Origin of the sequence: Blastococcus sp. TF02A-35 (assembly GCF_004571075.1) — a bacterium.
GTDB lineage: Bacteria > Actinomycetota > Actinomycetes > Mycobacteriales > Geodermatophilaceae > Blastococcus.
This window is the reverse complement of record NZ_SPQP01000024.1, coordinates 26,241-44,270: the sequence shown is the minus strand read 5'-3', so window position 1 is coordinate 44,270 and position 18,030 is coordinate 26,241. Positions and strand designations below refer to the sequence as shown.

20 protein-coding genes and 1 tRNA gene are annotated in these 18,030 nt (G+C 76.4%); 9 read left to right on the top strand and 12 right to left on the bottom strand.

Annotated elements, in window-relative coordinates; translation table 11 throughout:
* Positions 1–42: 42 nt before the first annotated feature.
* The 4 genes from E4P43_RS12695 to E4P43_RS20550 all read right to left on the bottom strand — a co-directional run bounded on the left by E4P43_RS12695 (position 43) and on the right by E4P43_RS20550 (position 2,851).
* Positions 43–1,305 (bottom strand): LytR C-terminal domain-containing protein, encoded by a 1,263-nt coding sequence (locus E4P43_RS12695; RefSeq protein ID WP_135145825.1) that lies wholly within the window; start codon positions 1,303–1,305, stop codon positions 43–45.
* Positions 1,306–1,478: 173 nt separating this feature from the next.
* Positions 1,479–1,817 carry a DUF3263 domain-containing protein gene (locus E4P43_RS12690; protein WP_135145824.1) on the bottom strand — a complete coding sequence of 113 codons (339 nt, stop codon included), beginning with the start codon at positions 1,815–1,817 and terminating at the stop codon, positions 1,479–1,481.
* A gap of 118 nt (positions 1,818–1,935) precedes the next feature.
* A complete protein-coding gene (locus E4P43_RS20555; RefSeq protein WP_245159108.1) occupies positions 1,936–2,526 on the bottom strand; it encodes an EamA family transporter in 591 nt (196 codons plus the stop codon).
* Between the two features lie 55 nt (positions 2,527–2,581).
* Positions 2,582–2,851, bottom strand: coding sequence for a hypothetical protein (locus tag E4P43_RS20550; protein ID WP_245159107.1), 270 nt, complete (start codon positions 2,849–2,851; stop codon positions 2,582–2,584).
* 65 nt (positions 2,852–2,916) lie between these two features.
* Between E4P43_RS20550 and E4P43_RS12680 the strand changes: the two genes are divergently transcribed.
* Positions 2,917–3,315, top strand: coding sequence for a DUF5313 family protein (locus E4P43_RS12680; RefSeq protein WP_135145823.1), 399 nt, complete (start codon positions 2,917–2,919; stop codon positions 3,313–3,315).
* Here E4P43_RS12680 and E4P43_RS12675 read toward each other — a convergent pair.
* Both E4P43_RS12675 and E4P43_RS12670 read right to left on the bottom strand, forming a co-directional pair.
* Positions 3,315–3,387 (bottom strand) — tRNA-Thr (locus tag E4P43_RS12675). The genes E4P43_RS12680 and E4P43_RS12675 overlap by 1 nt on opposite strands.
* A gap of 48 nt (positions 3,388–3,435) precedes the next feature.
* On the bottom strand, positions 3,436–4,080 hold the full coding sequence (locus tag E4P43_RS12670) for a hypothetical protein (protein ID WP_167759168.1): 645 nt from the start codon (positions 4,078–4,080) through the stop codon (positions 3,436–3,438).
* Between the two features lie 154 nt (positions 4,081–4,234).
* Between E4P43_RS12670 and E4P43_RS12665 the strand changes: the two genes are divergently transcribed.
* The 3 genes from E4P43_RS12665 (at position 4,235) to E4P43_RS12655 (ending at position 7,709) form a co-directional block, all read left to right on the top strand.
* Positions 4,235–5,008 (top strand): ABC transporter permease, encoded by a 774-nt coding sequence (locus tag E4P43_RS12665; RefSeq protein ID WP_209313856.1) that lies wholly within the window; start codon positions 4,235–4,237, stop codon positions 5,006–5,008.
* A 108-nt stretch (positions 5,009–5,116) separates the two neighbouring features.
* Positions 5,117–6,385, top strand: coding sequence for a trypsin-like peptidase domain-containing protein (locus E4P43_RS12660; RefSeq protein WP_135145820.1), 1,269 nt, complete (start codon positions 5,117–5,119; stop codon positions 6,383–6,385).
* Positions 6,386–6,428: 43 nt separating this feature from the next.
* Entirely contained in the window at positions 6,429–7,709 is a 1,281-nt protein-coding gene (locus E4P43_RS12655) for a DUF445 domain-containing protein (RefSeq protein WP_135145819.1), read from the top strand.
* A gap of 18 nt (positions 7,710–7,727) precedes the next feature.
* Here the strand turns inward: E4P43_RS12655 and rlmB are convergent, their stop codons facing one another.
* From rlmB to E4P43_RS12630, 5 genes are read right to left on the bottom strand one after another with little or no spacing between them, the layout of a single operon-like run.
* On the bottom strand, positions 7,728–8,711 hold the full coding sequence (rlmB, locus tag E4P43_RS12650; RefSeq protein ID WP_245159106.1) for a 23S rRNA (guanosine(2251)-2'-O)-methyltransferase RlmB: 984 nt from the start codon (positions 8,709–8,711) through the stop codon (positions 7,728–7,730).
* Positions 8,693–10,099 (bottom strand): cysteine--tRNA ligase, encoded by a 1,407-nt coding sequence (gene cysS, locus E4P43_RS12645; protein ID WP_135145818.1) that lies wholly within the window; start codon positions 10,097–10,099, stop codon positions 8,693–8,695. Before cysS ends, rlmB begins: the two co-directional genes overlap by 19 nt.
* Before the next feature lie 10 nt (positions 10,100–10,109).
* Positions 10,110–10,631, bottom strand: coding sequence for a 2-C-methyl-D-erythritol 2,4-cyclodiphosphate synthase (gene ispF, locus E4P43_RS12640; RefSeq protein ID WP_135145817.1), 522 nt, complete (start codon positions 10,629–10,631; stop codon positions 10,110–10,112).
* Positions 10,628–11,314: a 2-C-methyl-D-erythritol 4-phosphate cytidylyltransferase gene (gene ispD, locus E4P43_RS12635; protein WP_135145816.1), complete on the bottom strand. Its 687-nt coding sequence runs from the start codon at positions 11,312–11,314 to the stop codon at positions 10,628–10,630. The genes ispF and ispD overlap by 4 nt, the downstream gene beginning before the upstream one ends.
* Positions 11,315–11,361: 47 nt before the next feature.
* Positions 11,362–11,844 carry a CarD family transcriptional regulator gene (locus E4P43_RS12630; protein WP_097206868.1) on the bottom strand — a complete coding sequence of 161 codons (483 nt, stop codon included), beginning with the start codon at positions 11,842–11,844 and terminating at the stop codon, positions 11,362–11,364.
* Between the two features lie 130 nt (positions 11,845–11,974).
* Here E4P43_RS12630 and E4P43_RS12625 point away from each other — a divergent pair, with 130 nt between their 5' ends.
* From E4P43_RS12625 to disA, 4 genes are all read left to right on the top strand, one after another.
* Positions 11,975–12,823 carry a UbiA family prenyltransferase gene (locus tag E4P43_RS12625; RefSeq protein ID WP_135145815.1) on the top strand — a complete coding sequence of 283 codons (849 nt, stop codon included), beginning with the start codon at positions 11,975–11,977 and terminating at the stop codon, positions 12,821–12,823.
* Between the two features lie 137 nt (positions 12,824–12,960).
* The gene (locus E4P43_RS12620; RefSeq protein WP_135145814.1) at positions 12,961–13,683 is read left to right on the top strand and encodes a hypothetical protein; all 723 of its coding nucleotides are present in this window, start codon (positions 12,961–12,963) and stop codon (positions 13,681–13,683) included.
* Between the two features lie 109 nt (positions 13,684–13,792).
* Entirely contained in the window at positions 13,793–15,160 is a 1,368-nt protein-coding gene (radA, locus tag E4P43_RS12615; protein WP_135145813.1) for a DNA repair protein RadA, read from the top strand.
* A gap of 115 nt (positions 15,161–15,275) precedes the next feature.
* On the top strand, positions 15,276–16,361 hold the full coding sequence (disA, locus tag E4P43_RS12610; protein WP_135145812.1) for a DNA integrity scanning diadenylate cyclase DisA: 1,086 nt from the start codon (positions 15,276–15,278) through the stop codon (positions 16,359–16,361).
* A 13-nt stretch (positions 16,362–16,374) separates the two neighbouring features.
* On the opposite strand, the gene E4P43_RS12605 is transcribed toward disA, so the two are convergent.
* Complete coding sequence (locus tag E4P43_RS12605; RefSeq protein ID WP_135145811.1) at positions 16,375–17,052, bottom strand: MucR family transcriptional regulator; 678 nt, start codon at positions 17,050–17,052, stop codon at positions 16,375–16,377.
* A 76-nt stretch (positions 17,053–17,128) separates the two neighbouring features.
* Between E4P43_RS12605 and E4P43_RS12600 the strand changes: the two genes are divergently transcribed.
* Positions 17,129–18,016 (top strand): A/G-specific adenine glycosylase, encoded by an 888-nt coding sequence (locus tag E4P43_RS12600; RefSeq protein WP_135145810.1) that lies wholly within the window; start codon positions 17,129–17,131, stop codon positions 18,014–18,016.
* Positions 18,017–18,030 lie beyond the last annotated feature (14 nt).

Sequence of the window (18,030 nt, the reverse complement as noted above, 5' to 3'; positions counted from 1 at the left end):
CCGAGGTGCCGCGCGTGTTCCGCGCGGCACCGGCCGCCGGGGTCAGGGCGTCCAGTTACCGGTGGCGACGATGACCAGGCCCGGGGCCGGCACGTCGGTGACCTCGAAGAACCGCGGCGCAGGGCCCGCCAGCTGCGGGAACTGCTCGACCAGCGCGAGCGCCGCCTGGCGCTGCGCCTCGTCGCCCTCGGTGAAGAAGACGGTGGTCGCGGCGACCGGGTCGCCCTCGTAGGCGCCCACGCCGGGGGACTCCCAGCCGCCGCCGACGACGGCGGAGGAGATCTTGCCGGCGAGACCGTTGACGGTCGTGGCGTTCAGGACGGTGACCGGCAGCTTGGCGACGGGGGCCTCGGGCTCGAGCGAGATGGGCTCGTTGGCCAGGGGCGGGAGCTCCGCGGTGGGGATGGCGGGGGCCTCGACGGTGGCGGGCGCGACCGGCGCCTGGGCGCCGGCCTCGGTCTGCTCCGGCTTGGTCACGGTGTAGACGCCGAGGACGACGAGAGCGACGACCGCCATGGCGACCAGGCTCTTGAGGACCATGCGCGGCTTGGGCTCGTCCTCGTCCTCGAAGATGACCTCGGGCGTGCCGTTCTTCTTGGCTGCCCGGCGGCGCGCGGCGTCGGCGGCCTGGCGCTCGGCGCGGAAGTTGGCGCGACCGCCCTTGACGGGGCCGCGGACGGGCGCCGGGGCCTCGTCCCGGTCGAGCGCGGGCTCGTCGTCGTACTCGTCCTCGTACGCCTCGTCGTAGGCCTCGTCGTACTCGTCGACGTCGGCGGCCCGGCGCAGGCCGGCACCCCGCTCGGGGATGGCGGTGGTCATCGGCGGGACGAGGCCCTGCGGCAGGTCCAGGTCGGTGCCGAGGTCGAAGGCCGGGCGGGAGCCCTCGTCGGCGCGGGAGGGCTTGGTCCAGTCGCCGTAGGACTTCGCGGGGGCGCCGGACGGGGTGGTCTGCCGGGGCACGCGGGGCACCCGCGGGGCCGGGCGGGGACCGCGGCCGGGGCCGGTGGTCACGAGCGCCTCGTCCTCGACCCAGGTGCCCGAGGGCGCCAGCGAGGTGGCGGCGGCCTTGGCCATGGCGGGGACGGGCTTGGCGATCCCCTCCCCGGCGGAGACGGGCGCGAGGACGTCGGCCGGGCGGGCGGGGCGCCCGAGCCGCGGCTCGGGGGCCACGGGACGCGCGGGGGCGGGGACCGGACGCGGCGGGACCGCGGCCGCGGGCCGGCCGCCTGCGGGGACCGGGGGCAGCGGCAGCCGGGAGCGCGAGCCCTGCGGCGCGCGGTCGGCCGGCGGGAGGCCGAGCAGCACGTCACGGCGCCCGGACCGGTCCCGGTCGCGGGTCGTGGGGTGGTCGCTCAGCCCAGGAGCCGGGCGAGCGTGATCGAGGGAGTCGGTCCTGCGCCGTCCAGCGGCTGCAGGAGCGGTCCCCTGGTCCAGTCCGTCACTGCCTGACGCGGCGTGCCTGCCCACGGTGAGCAAATCTAATCCATGTAATTCGCCTTGCCCAGGACCTGAGACGAACGCGTTCGTTGCCGCGCCGTGCGCACCCGCCGGAGGCGCTGCACGAGGAGGGGGTCGGCGGCCAGCGCCTCGGGCCGGTCGACCAGGGCGTTGAGCGCCTGGTAGTACCGGGTCGGCGTCGTACCGAAGCGCTCGCGGATCGCCGTCTCCTTGGCCCCGGCCCGCCGCCACCACTGCCGCTCGAACCCGAGCATGTCGTGCTCCCGCCGCGACAGCCCTACGGCGCCGACCTGCGCGGACGCCTCCCCTGACCCGTCGGCCCGGGGCGGGGAGACCACGGGGGCTGGGTCGATGCTCATCGCTGGTCCATCTCCTGCCGCACCTGCCGCCGGGGCTCCCCCGACGGCTCGACCGGCACCGTATCCCCGCCCACCGACAGTTCCGCGCCGGTGCCGCGGCGGGTCCGACGACGACCGCTCAGGGGGTCGCCGGGACCGCCTCCGGTGACGTCCGACGCGCGCCTGCCCGGGCGTGTCGCAGCATGTCGGCCGTGAAGACCACCAGGGCCACCCAGACGATCACGAAACCGGCCAGGCGGGCCGGTGGCATCGGCTCGTCGTAGACGAAGACGCCGACCGCCAGCTGCATCAGCGGGGTCAGGTACTGGAGGAGGCCGACCGTCGACAGCGGGATGCGCCGGGCCGCGGCGGCGAAGAGGAGCAGCGGGACGGCGGTCGCCACCCCGGAGCTCACGAGCAGCAGCGCGTGCCCCGCGCCCGCGGCGGCGAACGTCCCCTCGCCCCCGGAGTGCAGGACGGACAGCACCACCACGGCCGGGACGGCGACGAGCGCCGTCTCGAGGAACAGCCCGGGCGCCGCCTCGACCGCCACGAGCTTCTTCATGACGCCGTAGAGGCCGAACGTCGCGGCGAGGCTGAGGGCGATCCACGGCGGCCGGCCGTGGTCCAGCGTCAGCACCAGGACGGCGACCGCCGCGATGCCGACGGCCACCCACTGCAGCGGGCGCAGCCGCTCGGTGAAGACGACGACCCCGAGGAGCACGCTCACCAGGGGTTGATGAAGTAGCCGAGCGATGTCTCCACGACCTGCCCGGAGTTCACGCCTAGACGAAGATCAGCCAGTTCGCGGCGATGAGCACCGCCGCGCCGGCGAGCACCACCAGCGTGCGCCGCTCCCGGACCGCTGCCCGCACGAGCCCCCACCGGCGCACGACGGTCAGGAGCAGGCCGACGAAGAGCAGCGACCAGAGCACGCGGTGGGCGACGATCTCCAGCCCCCCGGCCGGCTCGAGCAGGGGGAAGTACAGCGGGAACAGCCCCCAGAGCGCGTAGGCGCCGAGCCCGGACACCACCCCCAGGCGCCGCTCGTCCACCGCCGCACCGTACGCCGCGGCGCCCGACCGGCAGCACGCAACCGGATCGGCCTACCGTCGGAGGCGTGAGCAGCGCGCGGCCCGGTCCCCTGCGGTGGGTCTGGTACGCCCTCGGTGGCGGCCTCCCCCGCGAGCTCTCCCCCTGGGTGCTCGAGGACACCACCCGCCGTACCTGGGTGTGGCGGCACCTGGCCCGCGCCGTCGTGCAGCTCTCCCCGCTGGTCCTGCTCTGCCTGTCGGTCGTGCCCGTTCCGCTGGCCTACCGGGCCTCGGCGGCCGTCGGTGGGCTGCTGCTCGGCCTGCTCTTCTCGCTGGCCTTCATGGTCGAGACCGTCGAGCACCGCGTCGTGAAGGCGGGCTACGAGCCGGGGACGGCGGCCCGGGTGCGGGCCGAGCGGGTGGAGCGCGAGCGCCTGGACAGGCTCTCCCCCTACCGGCGCGACGGCGCGGGCAGCTTCGACTGAGCCGACGAGGGGACTCGAACCCCTAACCGCCCGATTACAAGTCGGGTGCGCTACCAGTTGCGCCACGCCGGCGGCGGCCACCGCCGGTGGCCGCGTCGATCGTAGGTGCCGGGCAGCCGGTCAGGCCGCCTCGGCCTCCGCGCTGGGGTCGGTGCGCGGTGGCTCGGCCCGCACGAAGCCGGCCGGGTCGGTGGCGTCGGGGCCGGCCGCCATCCAGCGGGCGAAGCCGGCGGGGTCGCGGCGCTCCAGCTCGTCGAGCAGCAGCGCCCGCCGCGTGACCGTGCCCTGCCACGCCGCGGGGGTGAGCCCGCCGTGCAGAGCTGCGCCCGTGCGCACCCACTCCTCGGCCAGCGCGCTCGTGCTCAGCCCGTGGACCGGCCGGATCGGGACCGGGGGCGCCGGGGCGACCCGGGCCTGCGGCGCCCGCACGACGGCGGCGCGCCGGTCGCCGAGCCAGCGGGCCACGCCCCACCCGGCGCCGACGACGGCGACGAGCAGCACCGCCACCCCACCACCGGCGACCATCGCCGTCCCACTCAGCACGAGCAGCGCCACCACGGTCACCGCACCCGCCAGCAGGGCCGACTCGAGGACCGACCGCCGGCGCGGCTCGGCGGACTCGCGCGCCACCCCGGCCGCGACGCACGCGGCCATCAGCCCGGAGACCAGGACGGCCACCAGCCCCGGGCCCCGGAGGGCGATGCCACCCACCACCGAGACGGCGGCGACGAGAACCAGACCGGCACCGGCGAGGAACCGGGACACAGGACCACGGACGGGCACGAGCAGCCTCCACGGCGGACGGAGCGATCGGCGGACCGGACCGCCGGCCGGGCACTACCCGGCCCGGCACCGTGTTGCACACGACACGCACCACCCGTTGCCGGACCGCGGACGGCGACCGGGAGGATCGGGCGCCGTGGGGTCCTCCGTGGTCGACGTCGACGTGCGCCTCGCCGTCGTCCTGGTGCTCCTGACCGGGCTGGCCGCCGCGGCCGGCCGGGCCTCCGGGCTCGGTGAGGACCGGACCGTCGTGGTGGCCGCCGTCCGCGCCACCGTCCAGCTGGCGGTGGTGTCCTCGGTGCTGCTGCTGGTCGTCCGCTCGCTGTGGCTCTCCGCCGGCTTCGTGCTGCTCATGGTGTCCGTCGCGACCGCCACCGCCGCCGGCCGGACCACCGGCCTCCCCCTGCGCTCCCCCGGAGCGGGACGGCGGCTGCTCGCGACGGCCCTCCCCGTCGTCGGCGGCGCCGCACCGGTGGTCGCGCTGGTCCTCGCCAGCGGCACCGTGCCGCTGCGGGGCGAGGCGGTCATCCCGGTCGCGGGGATCCTGGTCGGCGGCGCCATGACCGCGACGTCCCTGGCCGGCCGGCGGCTCAGGGACGAGGTCGGGCAGCGCCGAGGCGAGGTCGAGGCCGCGCTGTCCCTGGGCCTGCTGCCCCGCGACGCGGTGCTCCTGGTCGGCCGCCCGGTTGCCGGCACCGCGCTGCTGCCGCCGCTGGACCAGACCCGCACCGTCGGGCTGGTCACCCTCCCCGGCGCCTTCGTCGGCGTGCTGCTCGGCGGCGGGAGCCCGCTGGAGGCCGGGGCCGCGCAGCTGCTCGTGCTGGTCGGGCTGCTGGCGACGGAGGTGCTCGCGGTCTGGGGCGTCACCGAGATGGTCGCCCGAGGCCGGCTGCTCCCCGTGCCCCGCTAGGCCCGTCCAGCAGACTCACAGCCGCCGTCCAGCGGCGGACCAGCGCGGCGACGCACAGTGGGTACCGACGGCGCGGACGGAGAGCCGCACCAGGAGAGGATCGGACCCGTGAGCGAGCACCAGCACCCCGGCCCGGGCCAGCAGTTCGGCTGGCCGCCCCCTGCGCAGCAGCCACCGCAGCAGGCGCCCGCCTACCCCGGCTACGGCGGCTTCCCCACCGCCCCGACGACGCCGGACCCGACGACCCCCCTGCCGGCGCCGCAGCCGGAGCGGACGCCGTCGCGCGGCAGCCGGCTGCGCATCGGGCTGGCCGGGCTCGTCGTCGGCGCGCTGGTCGGCGGTGGCGCCGGCGCCGGCGTGGCGAGCCTGGTCGACGACCCGGGGACCACCTCCAGCTCCTCCTCCCCCGCGCAGAGCGTGACGATCAAGGACCCGGAGCGGGCCACCACCACGACCGCCGCCGCGGCCAAGGCCGCGCCCAGCGTGGTCACCGTGTACGTGGCCAGCGGCTCGGGCGCCGGCAGCGGGTCCGGCGTCGTCCTCACCGCCGACGGCTACGTGCTGACCAACAACCACGTGGTCGCCGAGGGCGGGCAGGGCGGCAGCGTCCAGGTCCGGACGGCGGACGGCTCGCTCTACGACGCCGAGGTCGTCGGCACCGACCCCGCCTTCGACCTGGCGGTGCTGCGGCTCGAGGACGCCCGCGACCTGACGCCGGCCACCTTCGCCGACTCCGACGCGGTCCAGGTCGGCGACGTCGCCGTCGCCATCGGGGCCCCGCTGGGCCTGTCCAACACCGTGACCGACGGGATCATCAGCGCCACCAACCGCGCCGTGGCCACCGGCTCCACCCAGGACGACGCCACGGTCCTCGACGCCATCCAGACCGACGCCGCGATCAACCCGGGCAACTCCGGCGGCGCGCTGGTCGACGGCGCCGGCGAGGTCATCGGCATCAACACCGCCATCGCCACCGTCGCCTCGGGCCTGCCCGGCGGGCAGTCGCAGAGCGGCAACATCGGCGTCGGGTTCGCGATCCCCGGCAACGCCGCCCAGCGCGTGGCGCAGGAGATCATCGAGACCGGCAAGGCAACCCGCGCCTACCTCGGCGTGCGGGCCCGTACCGCCGCCGACGACGAGAACAGCGAGGTCGGCACCGGCGCCCAGCTGGAGACGGTGGAGCCGGGCAGCGCCGCGGAGCAGGCCGGGCTCCAGCCGGGCGACGTCGTCACCGCCGTGGGCGACCGGCCGGTCACCACGTCCACCGAGCTCACCGCCGCCGTGCGCAGCCTGGCGCCGGGCGCGACCGTGGAGCTGACCGTCCGCCGCGGCTCGGACACCCGCACCCTCGACGTCACCCTGGGCGAGACCAGCTGAGGGCGGGAGCGGCCACCCGGTAACGGTCCCTAGGGTGGACCGGGTGGCCGCTCCCCGACCGACCGCGCCCCTGGCCGGCTCCCTCGACGACCCGGCCCGCGCGCGCGACCTCGCCCGCATGAAGCGGCTGGCGACCGGGCTGTTCCTGGTCGCCGCCGCCGTCTTCGTCGTCTGCGTGCTCCTCGGTGAGGAGACCGGCGCCTGGGTCGGCTACGTCCGGGCCACCGCGGAGGCCTCGATGGTCGGGGCGCTGGCCGACTGGTTCGCCGTCACCGCGCTCTTCCGGCACCCGCTGCGGCTGCCGATCCCGCACACCGCGATCATCCCGCGCAAGAAGGACCAGATCGGCGAGAGCCTGGGCACCTTCGTGCAGGAGAACTTCCTGACCCGGGCCGTGGTCGAGGAGAAGCTGGCGACGATCGACGTCCCCGGCCGGCTGGGCGCCTTCCTGGCCGCACCGGGCCGGGCGGAGCGGCTGGGCGGTGACGCGTCCAAGGTCCTCACCGCCGTGAGCGACCTGGTCCAGGACGAGGACGTGCAGCCCGCCGTCGCCGCCCTGGTCGACCGCAAGCTGCACGAGACGCCCGCGGCCCCGGCCGTCGCCCGCGTGCTCGAGCTGGTGGTCGACGGCGACCGGCACCAGGAGGTGCTCTCGGCGGCGCTGCGGCTGATGGCGCGCTTCCTGGACGAGAACCGCCTGGTCTTCCGCGCCCAGCTGGGCGACGCCTCGCCCGCCTGGGTCCCCGACTGGGTCGACGACCGGGTCTTCGACCGCGCGTTCGCCGGCATCCACCGCTTCATCGCCGAGGTCGGCGACGACCCCCGCCACGAGCTGCGCCGCTCCTACGACGCGCGGCTGCGGGCCTACGTGCACGCCCTGCGCACCGACCCCGACACGGCGGCACGGGTGGAGGAGTTCAAGCGGGAGGTCCTGGAGCACCCGGCGATCCGGGTCTGGTCCGGGTCGCTGTGGACCACGGCGAAGACCACCGTCCTGGCCGCCGCCGCCGACCCGGCGTCCCCGCTGCGCGCCCGGCTGACGGCGCTGGTCCTCGACGGCGCCAAGCTCCTGCAGAGCGACCCGACGGTGCGCGAGCTCGTGCAGCGGCACAGCCGCCGGGCGGCGGGCTACGTGGTCGAGCGGTTCTCCGGGGACCTCGCCGAGCTGGTGAGCAGCACGGTCGCCCGCTGGGACACCGAGGAGACCAGCCGCCGCATCGAGCTCCAGGTCGGCCGCGACCTGCAGTGGATCCGGGTGAACGGCACAGTCGTCGGCGGCCTCGCCGGCCTGGTGATCTACACCCTGGCGCAGCTCATCGGCTGAGCCGGCGCTCCGGGAGGATCAGCCGCGGCGGGCGGCGGCCGCCTGGTACAGCGCGATGCCGGCCGCGACGCTGACGTTCAGCGACTCGGTGTCCCGACCGATCGGGATGCGCACGACGACGTCGCACTTCTCCCGGACCAGCCGCGACAGGCCCGTGCCCTCCGCACCCACGACCAGCGCCACCGGGTCGGCGAAGCCGTCGTACTCGTGCAGGTCGACGTCGCCGTCGCCGGCCAGGCCCACCGTCTGCAGCCCGGCGTCCTGGTAGGCGGTGAGCGCCCGCGGCAGGTTGACCGCGCGGGCCACCCGCAGCCGGGCGGCGGCACCGGCGCTCGTGCGCCAGGCCGAGGCGGTCATGCCGACCGCGCGGCGCTGGGGCACGACGACGCCGTGGGCGTCGAAGGCGGCCGCGGAGCGGACCACCGCACCGAGGTTCCGCGGGTCGGTGACGCCGTCCATGGCCACGATCAGCGGGGCGCGCCCGGAGTCGTGGGCGATGGCCAGCAGGTCGTCGGGGTGCGCGTAGTCGTACGGGGGCACCTGCAGGCCGATGCCCTGGTGCAGCGCGCCCTGGGACATGCGGTCGAACTCGTACTTGCCGACCTCGAGCAGCGGCAGGCCGCGGTCGGCGGCCAGGCCCAGGGCCTCGGTGATCCGCTCGTCCGCGCCGGGCCGGGTCGTGTCGCCGGTGACGACGTACAGCGCCGTCGCCGGGATCCGCGCCCGCAGCGCCTCGACGACGGGGTTGCGGCCCAGCAGCAGCTCGGGCTGCTCCTCGGCCCGCTGGCGGGCGCGGGCGCGGTCGGCGCGCTGCCGTGCCTCGTTCGCGGCCCGCCGCGCTGCCGGGTGCCCGGTGCGGGCCTCCGCGGGCGGGGTCGCACCGCGGCCGGCGAGCGACCGCCGGTTCTTGCCACCCGTGCCCGCGGTGGCGGTCTTCTTGCCGGCGCCGTCGCTGCGGCCTCGTCGTTGGCTGTTGCCGGCCATCAGCGGCTCAGCTCCCATCGGGTTCCTTGCGGGGTGTCCTCGACCGAGAGGCCGAGGGCGGCGAGCTGGTCGCGGATCGCGTCCGCCGCCGCGAAGTCCTTGCGTGCACGGGCCGCCTGGCGCTGCTCGAGGGCGAGCGCCACCAGCTCGTCGGTGGCCTGCGCCAGCCGGTCGTCGGAGCCGCCGGTGGAGGCCCACTGCGGGTCGAGCGGGTCCAGGCCGAGGACGCCGAGCATCGCGCGCACCGAGCCGAGCGCTGCCCCCACCGCCGCGTCGTCGCCGTCGGCGAGCGCGGTGTTGCCCTGCCGCACGGCCTCGTGGACCGCGGCGACCGCGGCCGGGGTACCGAGGTCCTCGTCGAGCGCCGCGCGGAACTCGCCCGGCAGCTCCGGCTTCCCGGCGTCCGCACCGACGCGCTCGGCGGCCCGCTTCACGAACGACTCGACCCGGCGGTAGGCCTGGCCGGCCTCCTCCAGCGCCGCGTCGGTGAACTCGATCGTCGAGCGGTAGTGCGGGGCGACCAGGTAGTAGCGCAGCTCGACCGGGCGGACCCGCTGGAGGACCTCGTCGACCAGCGCGGTGTTGCCCATCGACTTGCTCATCTTCTCGCCGCCGAGGGTGACCCAGCCGTTGTGCATCCAGTAGGAGGCGAAGTCCTCCCCCGCCGCGCGGGACTGGGCCTGCTCGTTCTCGTGGTGCGGGAAGCGCAGGTCCAGGCCGCCGCCGTGGATGTCGAAGGCGTCGCCCAGGTAGCGACCGGCCATCGCCGAGCACTCCAGGTGCCAGCCCGGCCGGCCGCGGCCCCACGGCGTCGGCCAGGACGCGGTCTCCGGCTCGCCCGGCTTGCTGCCCTTCCACAGGGCGAAGTCGCGGGGGTCGCGCTTGCGCTCGTCGGTGTCGGTGTCGGCCGCGGGCTCGAGGTTCTCCAGCCGCTGCCCGGTCAGCGCCCCGTACTCGGGGAAGGAACGGACGTCGAAGTACACGTCGCCGTCGACCGCGTAGGCGTGGCCGCGCTCGACCAGCCGCTGCATGAGCTCGACCATCTCCGGCACGTGGCCGGTGGCCCGCGGCTCGTAGGTCGGCGGGAGCACGCCGAGGGCGTCGTAGGCGCGGGTGCAGGCGCGCTCGTTGTCGTACGCCCAGGCCCACCACGGCACGCCGTGCTCGGCCGCCTTGGCGAGGATCTTGTCGTCGATGTCGGTGACGTTCCGGACGTAGGTGACGTCGAGGCCGCCCGCGGTCAGCCAGCGGCGCAGCACGTCGAAGGAGACAGCCGCCCGGATGTGCCCCACGTGCGGCCTGCCCTGCACGGTGAGCCCGCAGACGTAGACCGATGCCTGACCGGCACGCAGGGGCGTGAAGTCGCGGACCGCGCGGGCGGCCGTGTCGTACAGGCGGAGGCTCACCGGTGGGAGTCTACGGAGCCGGGTGCCCCGGTTGTGCGGCGTCGGCGGCCGCCTCCCCCGTCCGGACCACCAGCGCGGTGGCCACGGCGGCCCGCCCCTCGCCCCGGCCGGTCAGGCCGAGGCCGTCGGTGGTGGTCGCGGTCACGCTGACCGGGGCGCCGAGGGCGGCCGACAGCGCCGCCTCCGCCTCGCCCCGCCGGGGGCCGAGCTTGGGCGTCGAGGCGACCAGCTGGACCGACACGTTCCCCACCCGCCAGCCCGCGGCGTCGAGGACCTCGCGGACGTGCACCAGGACGTCCGCGCCCCGGGCACCGGCCCAGCGCGGGTCGTCGGTGCCCAGCAGCCCACCGATGTCGCCCAGCCCGGCCGCGGAGAGCACCGCGTCGGTGATGGCGTGGGCGACGATGTCGCCGTCGGAGTGGCCGGCGCAGCCGTCGACGCCCGGCCACTCCAGCCCGGCCAGCCAGCAGGGGCGGCCGGCCTCGATCGGGTGCACGTCGGTGCCGACGCCGACCCGGGGCAGCTCGGTCATGCGGTCACCGTGCCAGACGGGCCCAGGGTGACCGCGAGCTCGGCGAGGGCCAGGTCGTGCGCCACCGTGACCTTCGCGGACCGCTCGTCGCCGGCGACGGTCGCCACCGGGACGCCGGCGGCCCGCACGACGGCGGCGTCGTCGGTGAGCTCGGCGCCGTCGGGCAGGGCGGCGTAGGCGGCGACGAGCGTCTCCCGGTCGAAGCCCTGCGGGGTCTGCACCCGGCGCAGCGGGGCGCGGGGAACCGCCTCGGTGACCGCGCCGTCGTCGTCGACCAGGACGGTCGTGTCGACGACGGGCAGCACGGGGACGACGGCCGGGGCGCCCGCCGCGAGCGCGGCGAGCACCCGGGCGACGACGTCGGGCGGGGTGAGCGGCCGGGCGGCGTCGTGGACCAGGACGACGTCGGCACCGGCAGCGGCGGCGGCGAGCCCGGCGCGGACCGACGCGGTGCGCGTGGCGCCGCCGTCGACGATCCGGACGTCGCCGGGCAGCACGGCCGCGAAGGCCTCCCGCTCGGCGGCCGGGACGGTCACCACGACCTCCGCCACCCCGCCGGCCCGCAGCCCGTCGACGGCCCAGCACACGAGCGGGCGGCCGGCGAGCTCCACCAGCGCCTTGGGGCGGTCGGCCCCCAGACGCGAACCGCTCCCGGCCGCTGCGACGATCGCGACAGCGTGCACGGGAGCGGTTCGGTGCGTACGGGGAGGTGAGTGCGCCGGAGGCGGACTCAGCTGGCGAGGACCTCGTCGAGGAGGACCTCGGCCTTGTCCTCGTTGGTGCCCTCGGCGAGCGCGAGCTCGCTGACCAGGATCTGACGAGCCTTGGAGAGCATGCGCTTCTCGCCCGCGGACAGGCCGCGGTCCTTGTCGCGCCGCCAGAGGTCGCGCACGACCTCGGCGACCTTGTTGACGTCGCCCGAGGCGAGCTTCTCGAGGTTGGCCTTGTAACGCCGCGACCAGTTGGTCGGCTCCTCGGTGTGCGGGGCGCGCAGCACCTCGAAGACCCGGTTGAGGCCCTCCTGGCCGACGACGTCACGGACGCCGACGATCTCTGCGTTGTCGGCCGGCACGCGCACCGTGAGGTCGCCCTGGGCGACCTTCAGCACGAGGTAGGCCTTCTCTTCGCCCTTGATGACCCGCTTCTCGATCGCCTCGATCAGAGCAGCGCCGTGGTGCGGGTAGACGACGGTCTCGCCGACAGTGAAGCCCATGTGAATGTGACCCCTTTCGCTGCCTCTAGGTTAGCACGGCACACTGCCCAACGGATCGGGCCCGGGCAGTAAATCTGCAGGTCAGAGCCTTGATGCATTGGCCTCAGGGGGTTGACAGAGCGTGGTTGATGTGCCTCCGGGAGCCGCCCGGCCGTCCGCCCTGCTGCGGGCACTGGCCCTGGCCACCCACCCGGGACCGGCCGTGGCGGTCACCACGGTGGCCACCCTGCTGGCCGTGGCGGCGGACACCCCGGCGGGCCGCACCGCACTCGTCTGCGCAGCCGTCCTCGCAGGTCAGGCGTCCATCGGGTGGAGCAACGACTGGCTCGACGCCGACCGCGACCGGGCCGTCGCCCGGGCCGACAAGCCCGTCGTCCAGGGCGCGGTCAGCCCCGCCCTGCTGCGCCGTGCCGCGCTCGGGTCGGCCGCCCTGGCCGTCGTCCTCTCGCTGCTCCTCGGGGCGGTGCCCGGCCTGCTCCTGCTGCTCCTCGTGGCCAGCGGGTGGGCCTACAACGCCGGCCTGAAGCGCACGGTGTGGTCCGGTGCGGGCTACGTCGTCGGCTTCGGGGCCCTCCCCGCGGGCGTCGTGGCCGCCGCGCCGGGCGACGCCGGCGCCCCCTGGTGGCTGGTCGCCGCGGGAGCGGCGCTGGGCGGCGCGGCCCACCTCGCCAACGTCGCCCCGGACCTCGAGGACGACCTCGCCACCGGCGTGCGCGGCCTCCCCCACCGGCTCGGCGCCGGCGTCTCCGCCGCGGTCGCCGCGCTGCTGCTCGGCGCCGCCTCGCTCGTGCTGGTGCTGGGGCCGGCCGGCCCCCCGTCCGCCACCGGCTGGACGGCCCTGGCCCTCGCCGTCCCCGCCGCGGTCGTGGCCGGCCTCGCCGGCCGCCCCGGCTTCCGCCGGCTGGCGTTCCCGGCCGTCATGGCGCTGACGGTCCTGGACGTCGTGCTGCTGCTCGCCGGGGGCTCGGCGCTGTCCTGAGCGCGAGCGCGGGAGCGGGCGGCGCGACCGGCCGCCGCTCCCTCCGGGCGACCCGGACGGGCGACCGATACGCTCAGCCAGTCTTCGTGCCACCGATCCCGCGGTGGCCGGCACGGTCCTGCTGGAGGTCGACAGCCGTGAACCGCGCTCTGCGCGTCGCCACCCTGGGCGTTCTGCTCCTCTCCCCGCTCGCCCTCTCCGGGTGCAGCGCCGGACAGGTCACGCAGACCGCCACCCAGGACCGTGACAAGGCCGGCGCCATGGCGCGGGTCGGCGACATCACGCTCCGCCAGGCCAACCTCGCCTACCCCGACGGCGGCCGCTACGAGGAGGGCGACGACGCCACCCTCGTGCTGGCGATCGTCAACGGCGCCACCGAGGCCGACACGCTCACCGAGATCACCGGCGAGGGCTTCGACGAGGCGGTCATCCAGACCGCCGGGGCCGCCGGCCCCTCCACGAGCACGGCCCCGACCACCACCGCGTCCCCGGCCACGCCGAGCGCGCCCGGCACCGGCACCGCGACCGGGACCGTCGCCCCCACCACGACGGCCGCGCCCACCGCCGCCGCCTCGACCGAGCTGGAGATCCCCGCCGGCTCCTCGGTGTTCGTCGGCCAGGACGGCGCGGCGACCATCACGCTGACCGGCCTGGAGGAGTCGCTGACCACCGGCGGCGTCATCGAGCTCACGCTGGTCTTCGAGAACGCCGGCGAGGTGACCCTGCTGGTCCCCGTCGGCACCCCCGGCGAGGAGCTCGAGCGCGGCGAGGCGTTCGACTTCCACCAGGAGGAGTCGCACGGCGGGGGCGGCTCGGGCGACTCGCACGACGAGAACTCCGGCCACGAGGGCGGCGAGTGAGCTCCCGCTGAGCCGCACCACCTCAGCACCGCCGCGACGGCGGCCCCGGATCGGGGCCGCCGTCGCGCGTTTCCGGGGAACTGTCGGTGGTCGCGGCTAGCGTCGACCCGTGCCACCCGCCGGAGCCAAGTCCGCCCGCCCGTCCCACCGCTGCACCGACTGCGGCTACGTCTCCGCCAAGTGGGTGGGGCGCTGCCCGGAGTGCCAGGCGTGGGGCACGCTGCAGGAGACCGGCGCCCCCACCACCGGGCTGCGGGCCGTCTCCGCCGGCCAGGTCACCGCCCCGGCGCTGCCGATCGCGCAGGTGGAGCTCGCGGGCGCCCGCGCCGTCCCCACCGGCATCGCGGAGTTCGACCGCGTCCTCGGTGGCGGGCTGGTGCCGGGCGCGGTGCTGCTCGTCGCCGGCGAGCCGGGCGTCGGCAAGTCCACGCTCCTGCTGGAGGTCGCCCAGCGGGTCGCGGCCAGCAACGGGCCGGCGCTGGTGGTCTCCGGCGAGGAGTCGGCCGGGCAGGTGCGGCTGCGCGCCGAGCGCATCGGCGCCCTGCACGACCGGCTCTACCTCGCGGCGGAGACCGAGCTCTCGGCGGTACTGGCGCACGTCGAGGAGGTCAAGCCGTCGCTGCTGGTGCTGGACAGCGTGCAGACCGTCCGCTCCCCCGCGGTCGAGGGGACCGACGGCGGGTCCACGCAGGTCCGCGCCGTCGCCTCCGCGCTCACCGGCGTGGCCAAGAGCCGCGGGATGACCACGATCCTCGTCGGGCACGTCACCAAGGACGGCGCCATCGCCGGCCCCCGCACCCTCGAGCACCTGGTCGACGTGGTCATCTCCTTCGACGGCGAGCGGCACTCGACCCTGCGCATGGTGCGGGCGACGAAGAACCGCTTCGGGCCGGCCGACGAGATCGGCTGCTTCGAGATCGGCGACCGCGGCGTGGTGGGCGTCCCCGACCCGTCGGCGCTCTTCGTCTCCCGCCGTGCCGACCCGGTCCCGGGCAGCTGCGTGACCGTCACGCTGGAGGGCAGCCGCCCCCTGTTGGCCGAGGTGCAGGCGCTGGTGGCTGGCTCCGGCGGCGGCGGCTCGCCCCGGCGCGCGGTCAGCGGCCTCGACAGCCAGCGGGTCGCGATGGTCAACGCCGTCGTCGAGCGGCGCGGCGGGGTGCGGCTCGCGGACGCCGACGTCTTCGCCGCCTCCGTGGGCGGGGTGCGGATCGCCGAGCCCGCCGCCGACCTGGCGCTCGCGCTCGCCATCGCCTCGGCGGCCAAGGACCGCCCGCTGCCGGCCGGGACGGTGGCCCTGGGCGAGGTGGGGCTCTCCGGGGAGATCCGCCGGGTGGGCGGGACCGGCCGCCGGCTGGCCGAGGCGGCACGGCAGGGCTACCGGACGGCCCTCGTACCCCCGGACGCCGGCACCGCCCCGGCCGGGATGCGGCTGATCGAGGTCCCCGACCTGGGTGCGGCCTTCCACCGCATGTTCTGAACCTCTAGGGTTTCGTAACGCAGTGCACCGGAGGGGGTCCTACCCCGAGGCCCGCCCGACCTCCCCCCGGGCACGTAGACTCAGCCGCCGCACCACTCGACCGTCAGGAGCGCTCGTGCCCGCCGCCGTGGACCCCGAGATCGCCCTGCGCGAACTCCTCGGCCGCATCGCTCCCGGCACGGCGCTGCGCGACGGCCTCGAGCGCATCCTCGCCGGCCGGACCGGCGCCCTGATCGTGCTCGGCTACGACCGGGTGGTCGAGTCGCTGTGCACCGGCGGGTTCGCCCTGGACGTGGCGCTGTCGGCCACCCGGCTGCGCGAGCTGGCCAAGATGGACGGCGCGGTGATCGTCTCCTACGACGGCACCCGCATCGTCCGCGCCGGTGTGCACCTCATGCCGGACCCGACGGTCCCCACCGAGGAGTCCGGCACCCGGCACCGCACCGCCGAGCGGGTCGCGGTGCAGACCGGCTTCCCGGTGATCTCGGTCAGCCAGTCGATGCACATCATCAGCGTCTACGTGGCCGGCCGCCGGTACACCCTCGAGCACCCGACCACGATCCTGGCCCGGGCGAACCAGGCCCTCGCCGCCCTGGAGCGCTACAAGCTGCGCCTGGACGAGGTCGCCAGCACGCTGTCCGCGCTCGAGATCGAGGACCTGGTCACCGTCCGCGACGCGATGAGCGTGAGCCAGCGGCTGGAGATGGTCCGGCGGATCGCCGACGAGATCGAGGGTTTCGTCGTCGAGCTCGGCACCGACGGGCGGCTGCTCGCGCTGCAGCTCGACGAGATGCTGGCCGGCGTCGAGGAGGACCGCGGCCTGCTGGTCCGCGACTACCTCCCGTCGGGCGGCCGCCGCCCGCGGACGATCGACCAGGTCCTCACCGACCTGCGCGCGCTCACCGCCACCGAGCTGCTCGACCTCTCCGCCGTCGCCCGCTGCTACGGGCTGCCGACGTCCCCGGACGCGCTGGACTCCCCGGTCAGCCCGCGGGGCTACCGCCTGCTCGCCCGGGTCCCCCGGCTGCCGGCCGGCATCATCGACCGCCTCGTGGACCACTTCGGCGGGCTGCAGAAGCTGCTGGCCGCGACCATCGAGGACCTGCTGGCCGTGGAGGGCGTGGGCGAGGCCCGCGCCCGCGGGATCCGCGAGGGCCTCTCGCGGCTGGCCGAGACCTCGATCCTCGACCGCTACAGCTGACGGCCCGCCGGCCTCACTGCAGGGTGAGCGGGGCGTCGGCGGAGACCTTGGTGTCCAGCCGGCCCCGCACCGCGTACGCCCCCGGCGGCGGCGTGGTCCGCTCGGCGGTGCAGGTGGGCTCGCTGGTCAGGCCGCCCCAGACCACCGGGATCGCGACGAGCTCGCCGGGCGCGAGCGTGCGCGGGTCGTCGCTGCTCTCCGGGAAGCAGTCGTTGCTCCCCCACACCCGCGCCCCGGCGGCGTCCACGAGGACCAGCTCCTGCAGCTCCTTGTCCAGCGCCCGCACGCAGGGCACGTCCGCGGTGTTGGCCAGCAGCAGCTCGAAGGTCGGCTTGCTCCCCACCGGCACCGCCCCGGGCGTGCGCACCTCGATCGCGAGCACCTCGTCGGTGCAGGGCTCACCGGCCACCTGGGAGGGCGCTGGGGGCGCGCTGGGGGCCGCCACGGGCACACTGGGCGCCGCCGGGGTCCGCACGGCGGCCACCGACGGCACGACCCGGTCCAGGGCCGGCAGCTCGGTGGGCCCGGCCGTCGTCTGCGCAGCCGCCTCCCCGCCCGCGGTGCCCCGCCGGTCCAGCAGTGCGACGGCCAGCCAGACCAGCCCGCCGACGAGCGCGGCCACGAGCGCCAGGACGACCAGCCGGCGCCGCCAGTAGACGGCTGCGGGGAGCGGGCCGACCGGGTGCAACACGCCGGGAACGGTAATCGGCGGGCCCACGCCGTCCCCCTCGGCGCGCCGCACCGGACCAACGGCACACTGGGCACCCGTGACGTCCGCGACCGCGCCCGGCGAGCACGCCGGTGAGGCCATCGTCGACTGGTACGCCACCGCGGCGCGCGACCTGCCGTGGCGGGCCCCCGGGGTGGACGCCTGGGCGGTGCTGGTCAGCGAGGTGATGCTGCAGCAGACGCCGGTCGCGCGGGTGGAGCCGGTCTGGCGGGAGTGGATGGCCCGCTGGCCCCGGCCCGCCGACCTCGCCGCCACACCGCCGGGCGAGGTCATCCGCGCGTGGGGGAAGCTCGGCTACCCCCGCCGGGCCCTGCGGCTGCGGGAGGCCGCCATCGCCCTCACCGAGCGGCACGGCGGCGTGGTGCCGGCCGACGTCGCCGCCCTGGAGGCCCTGCCCGGCGTCGGGACCTACACGGCGCGGGCGGTCGCCTGCTTCGGCCACGGGCAGCGGCAGCCGGTCGTCGACACCAACGTCCGCCGGGTGGTGGCCCGGCTGGTCCACGGCCGCGCGGAGGCGGGGAACGCCCGCGCCTCCGACCTCGCCGACATCACGGCGCTGGCCCCGGAGGACGACGACCGGGCGGTGCGGTTCTCCGTGGCGGTCATGGAGCTCGGGGCGCTGGTCTGCGTCGCCGGTACCCCGCGGTGCGGGGCCTGCCCCGTCCGCGACCGCTGCGCCTGGCGCCTGGCCGGCTCCCCCGCGCACGACGGCCCGCCCCGGCGCGTGCAGAAGTTCGCCGGCACCGACCGCCAGGTTCGCGGCCGGCTGCTCGACGTCCTGCGTGCCGCGCACGAGCCGGTGGACGCCGCCGCCCTGGAGGCCGCCTGGGACGACGCCGCCCAGCGCTCCCGCTGCCTGGGCTCGCTGCTGACCGACGGGCTGGTCGAGCAGACCGAGGACGGGCTGTTCCGCCTGCCCGCCTGACCCGGGCCGGCGAA

Coding starts and splice junctions, on each gene's coding strand:
- rlmB (WP_245159106.1), bottom strand. CDS start 8,711: ATGGGAGCTGAGCCGCTGATGGCCGGCAACAGCCAACGACGAGGCCGC.
- E4P43_RS12630 (WP_097206868.1), bottom strand. CDS start 11,844: ATGGGCTTCACTGTCGGCGAGACCGTCGTCTACCCGCACCACGGCGCT.
- ispF (WP_135145817.1), bottom strand. CDS start 10,631: ATGACCGAGCTGCCCCGGGTCGGCGTCGGCACCGACGTGCACCCGATC.
- E4P43_RS12690 (WP_135145824.1), bottom strand. CDS start 1,817: ATGAGCATCGACCCAGCCCCCGTGGTCTCCCCGCCCCGGGCCGACGGG.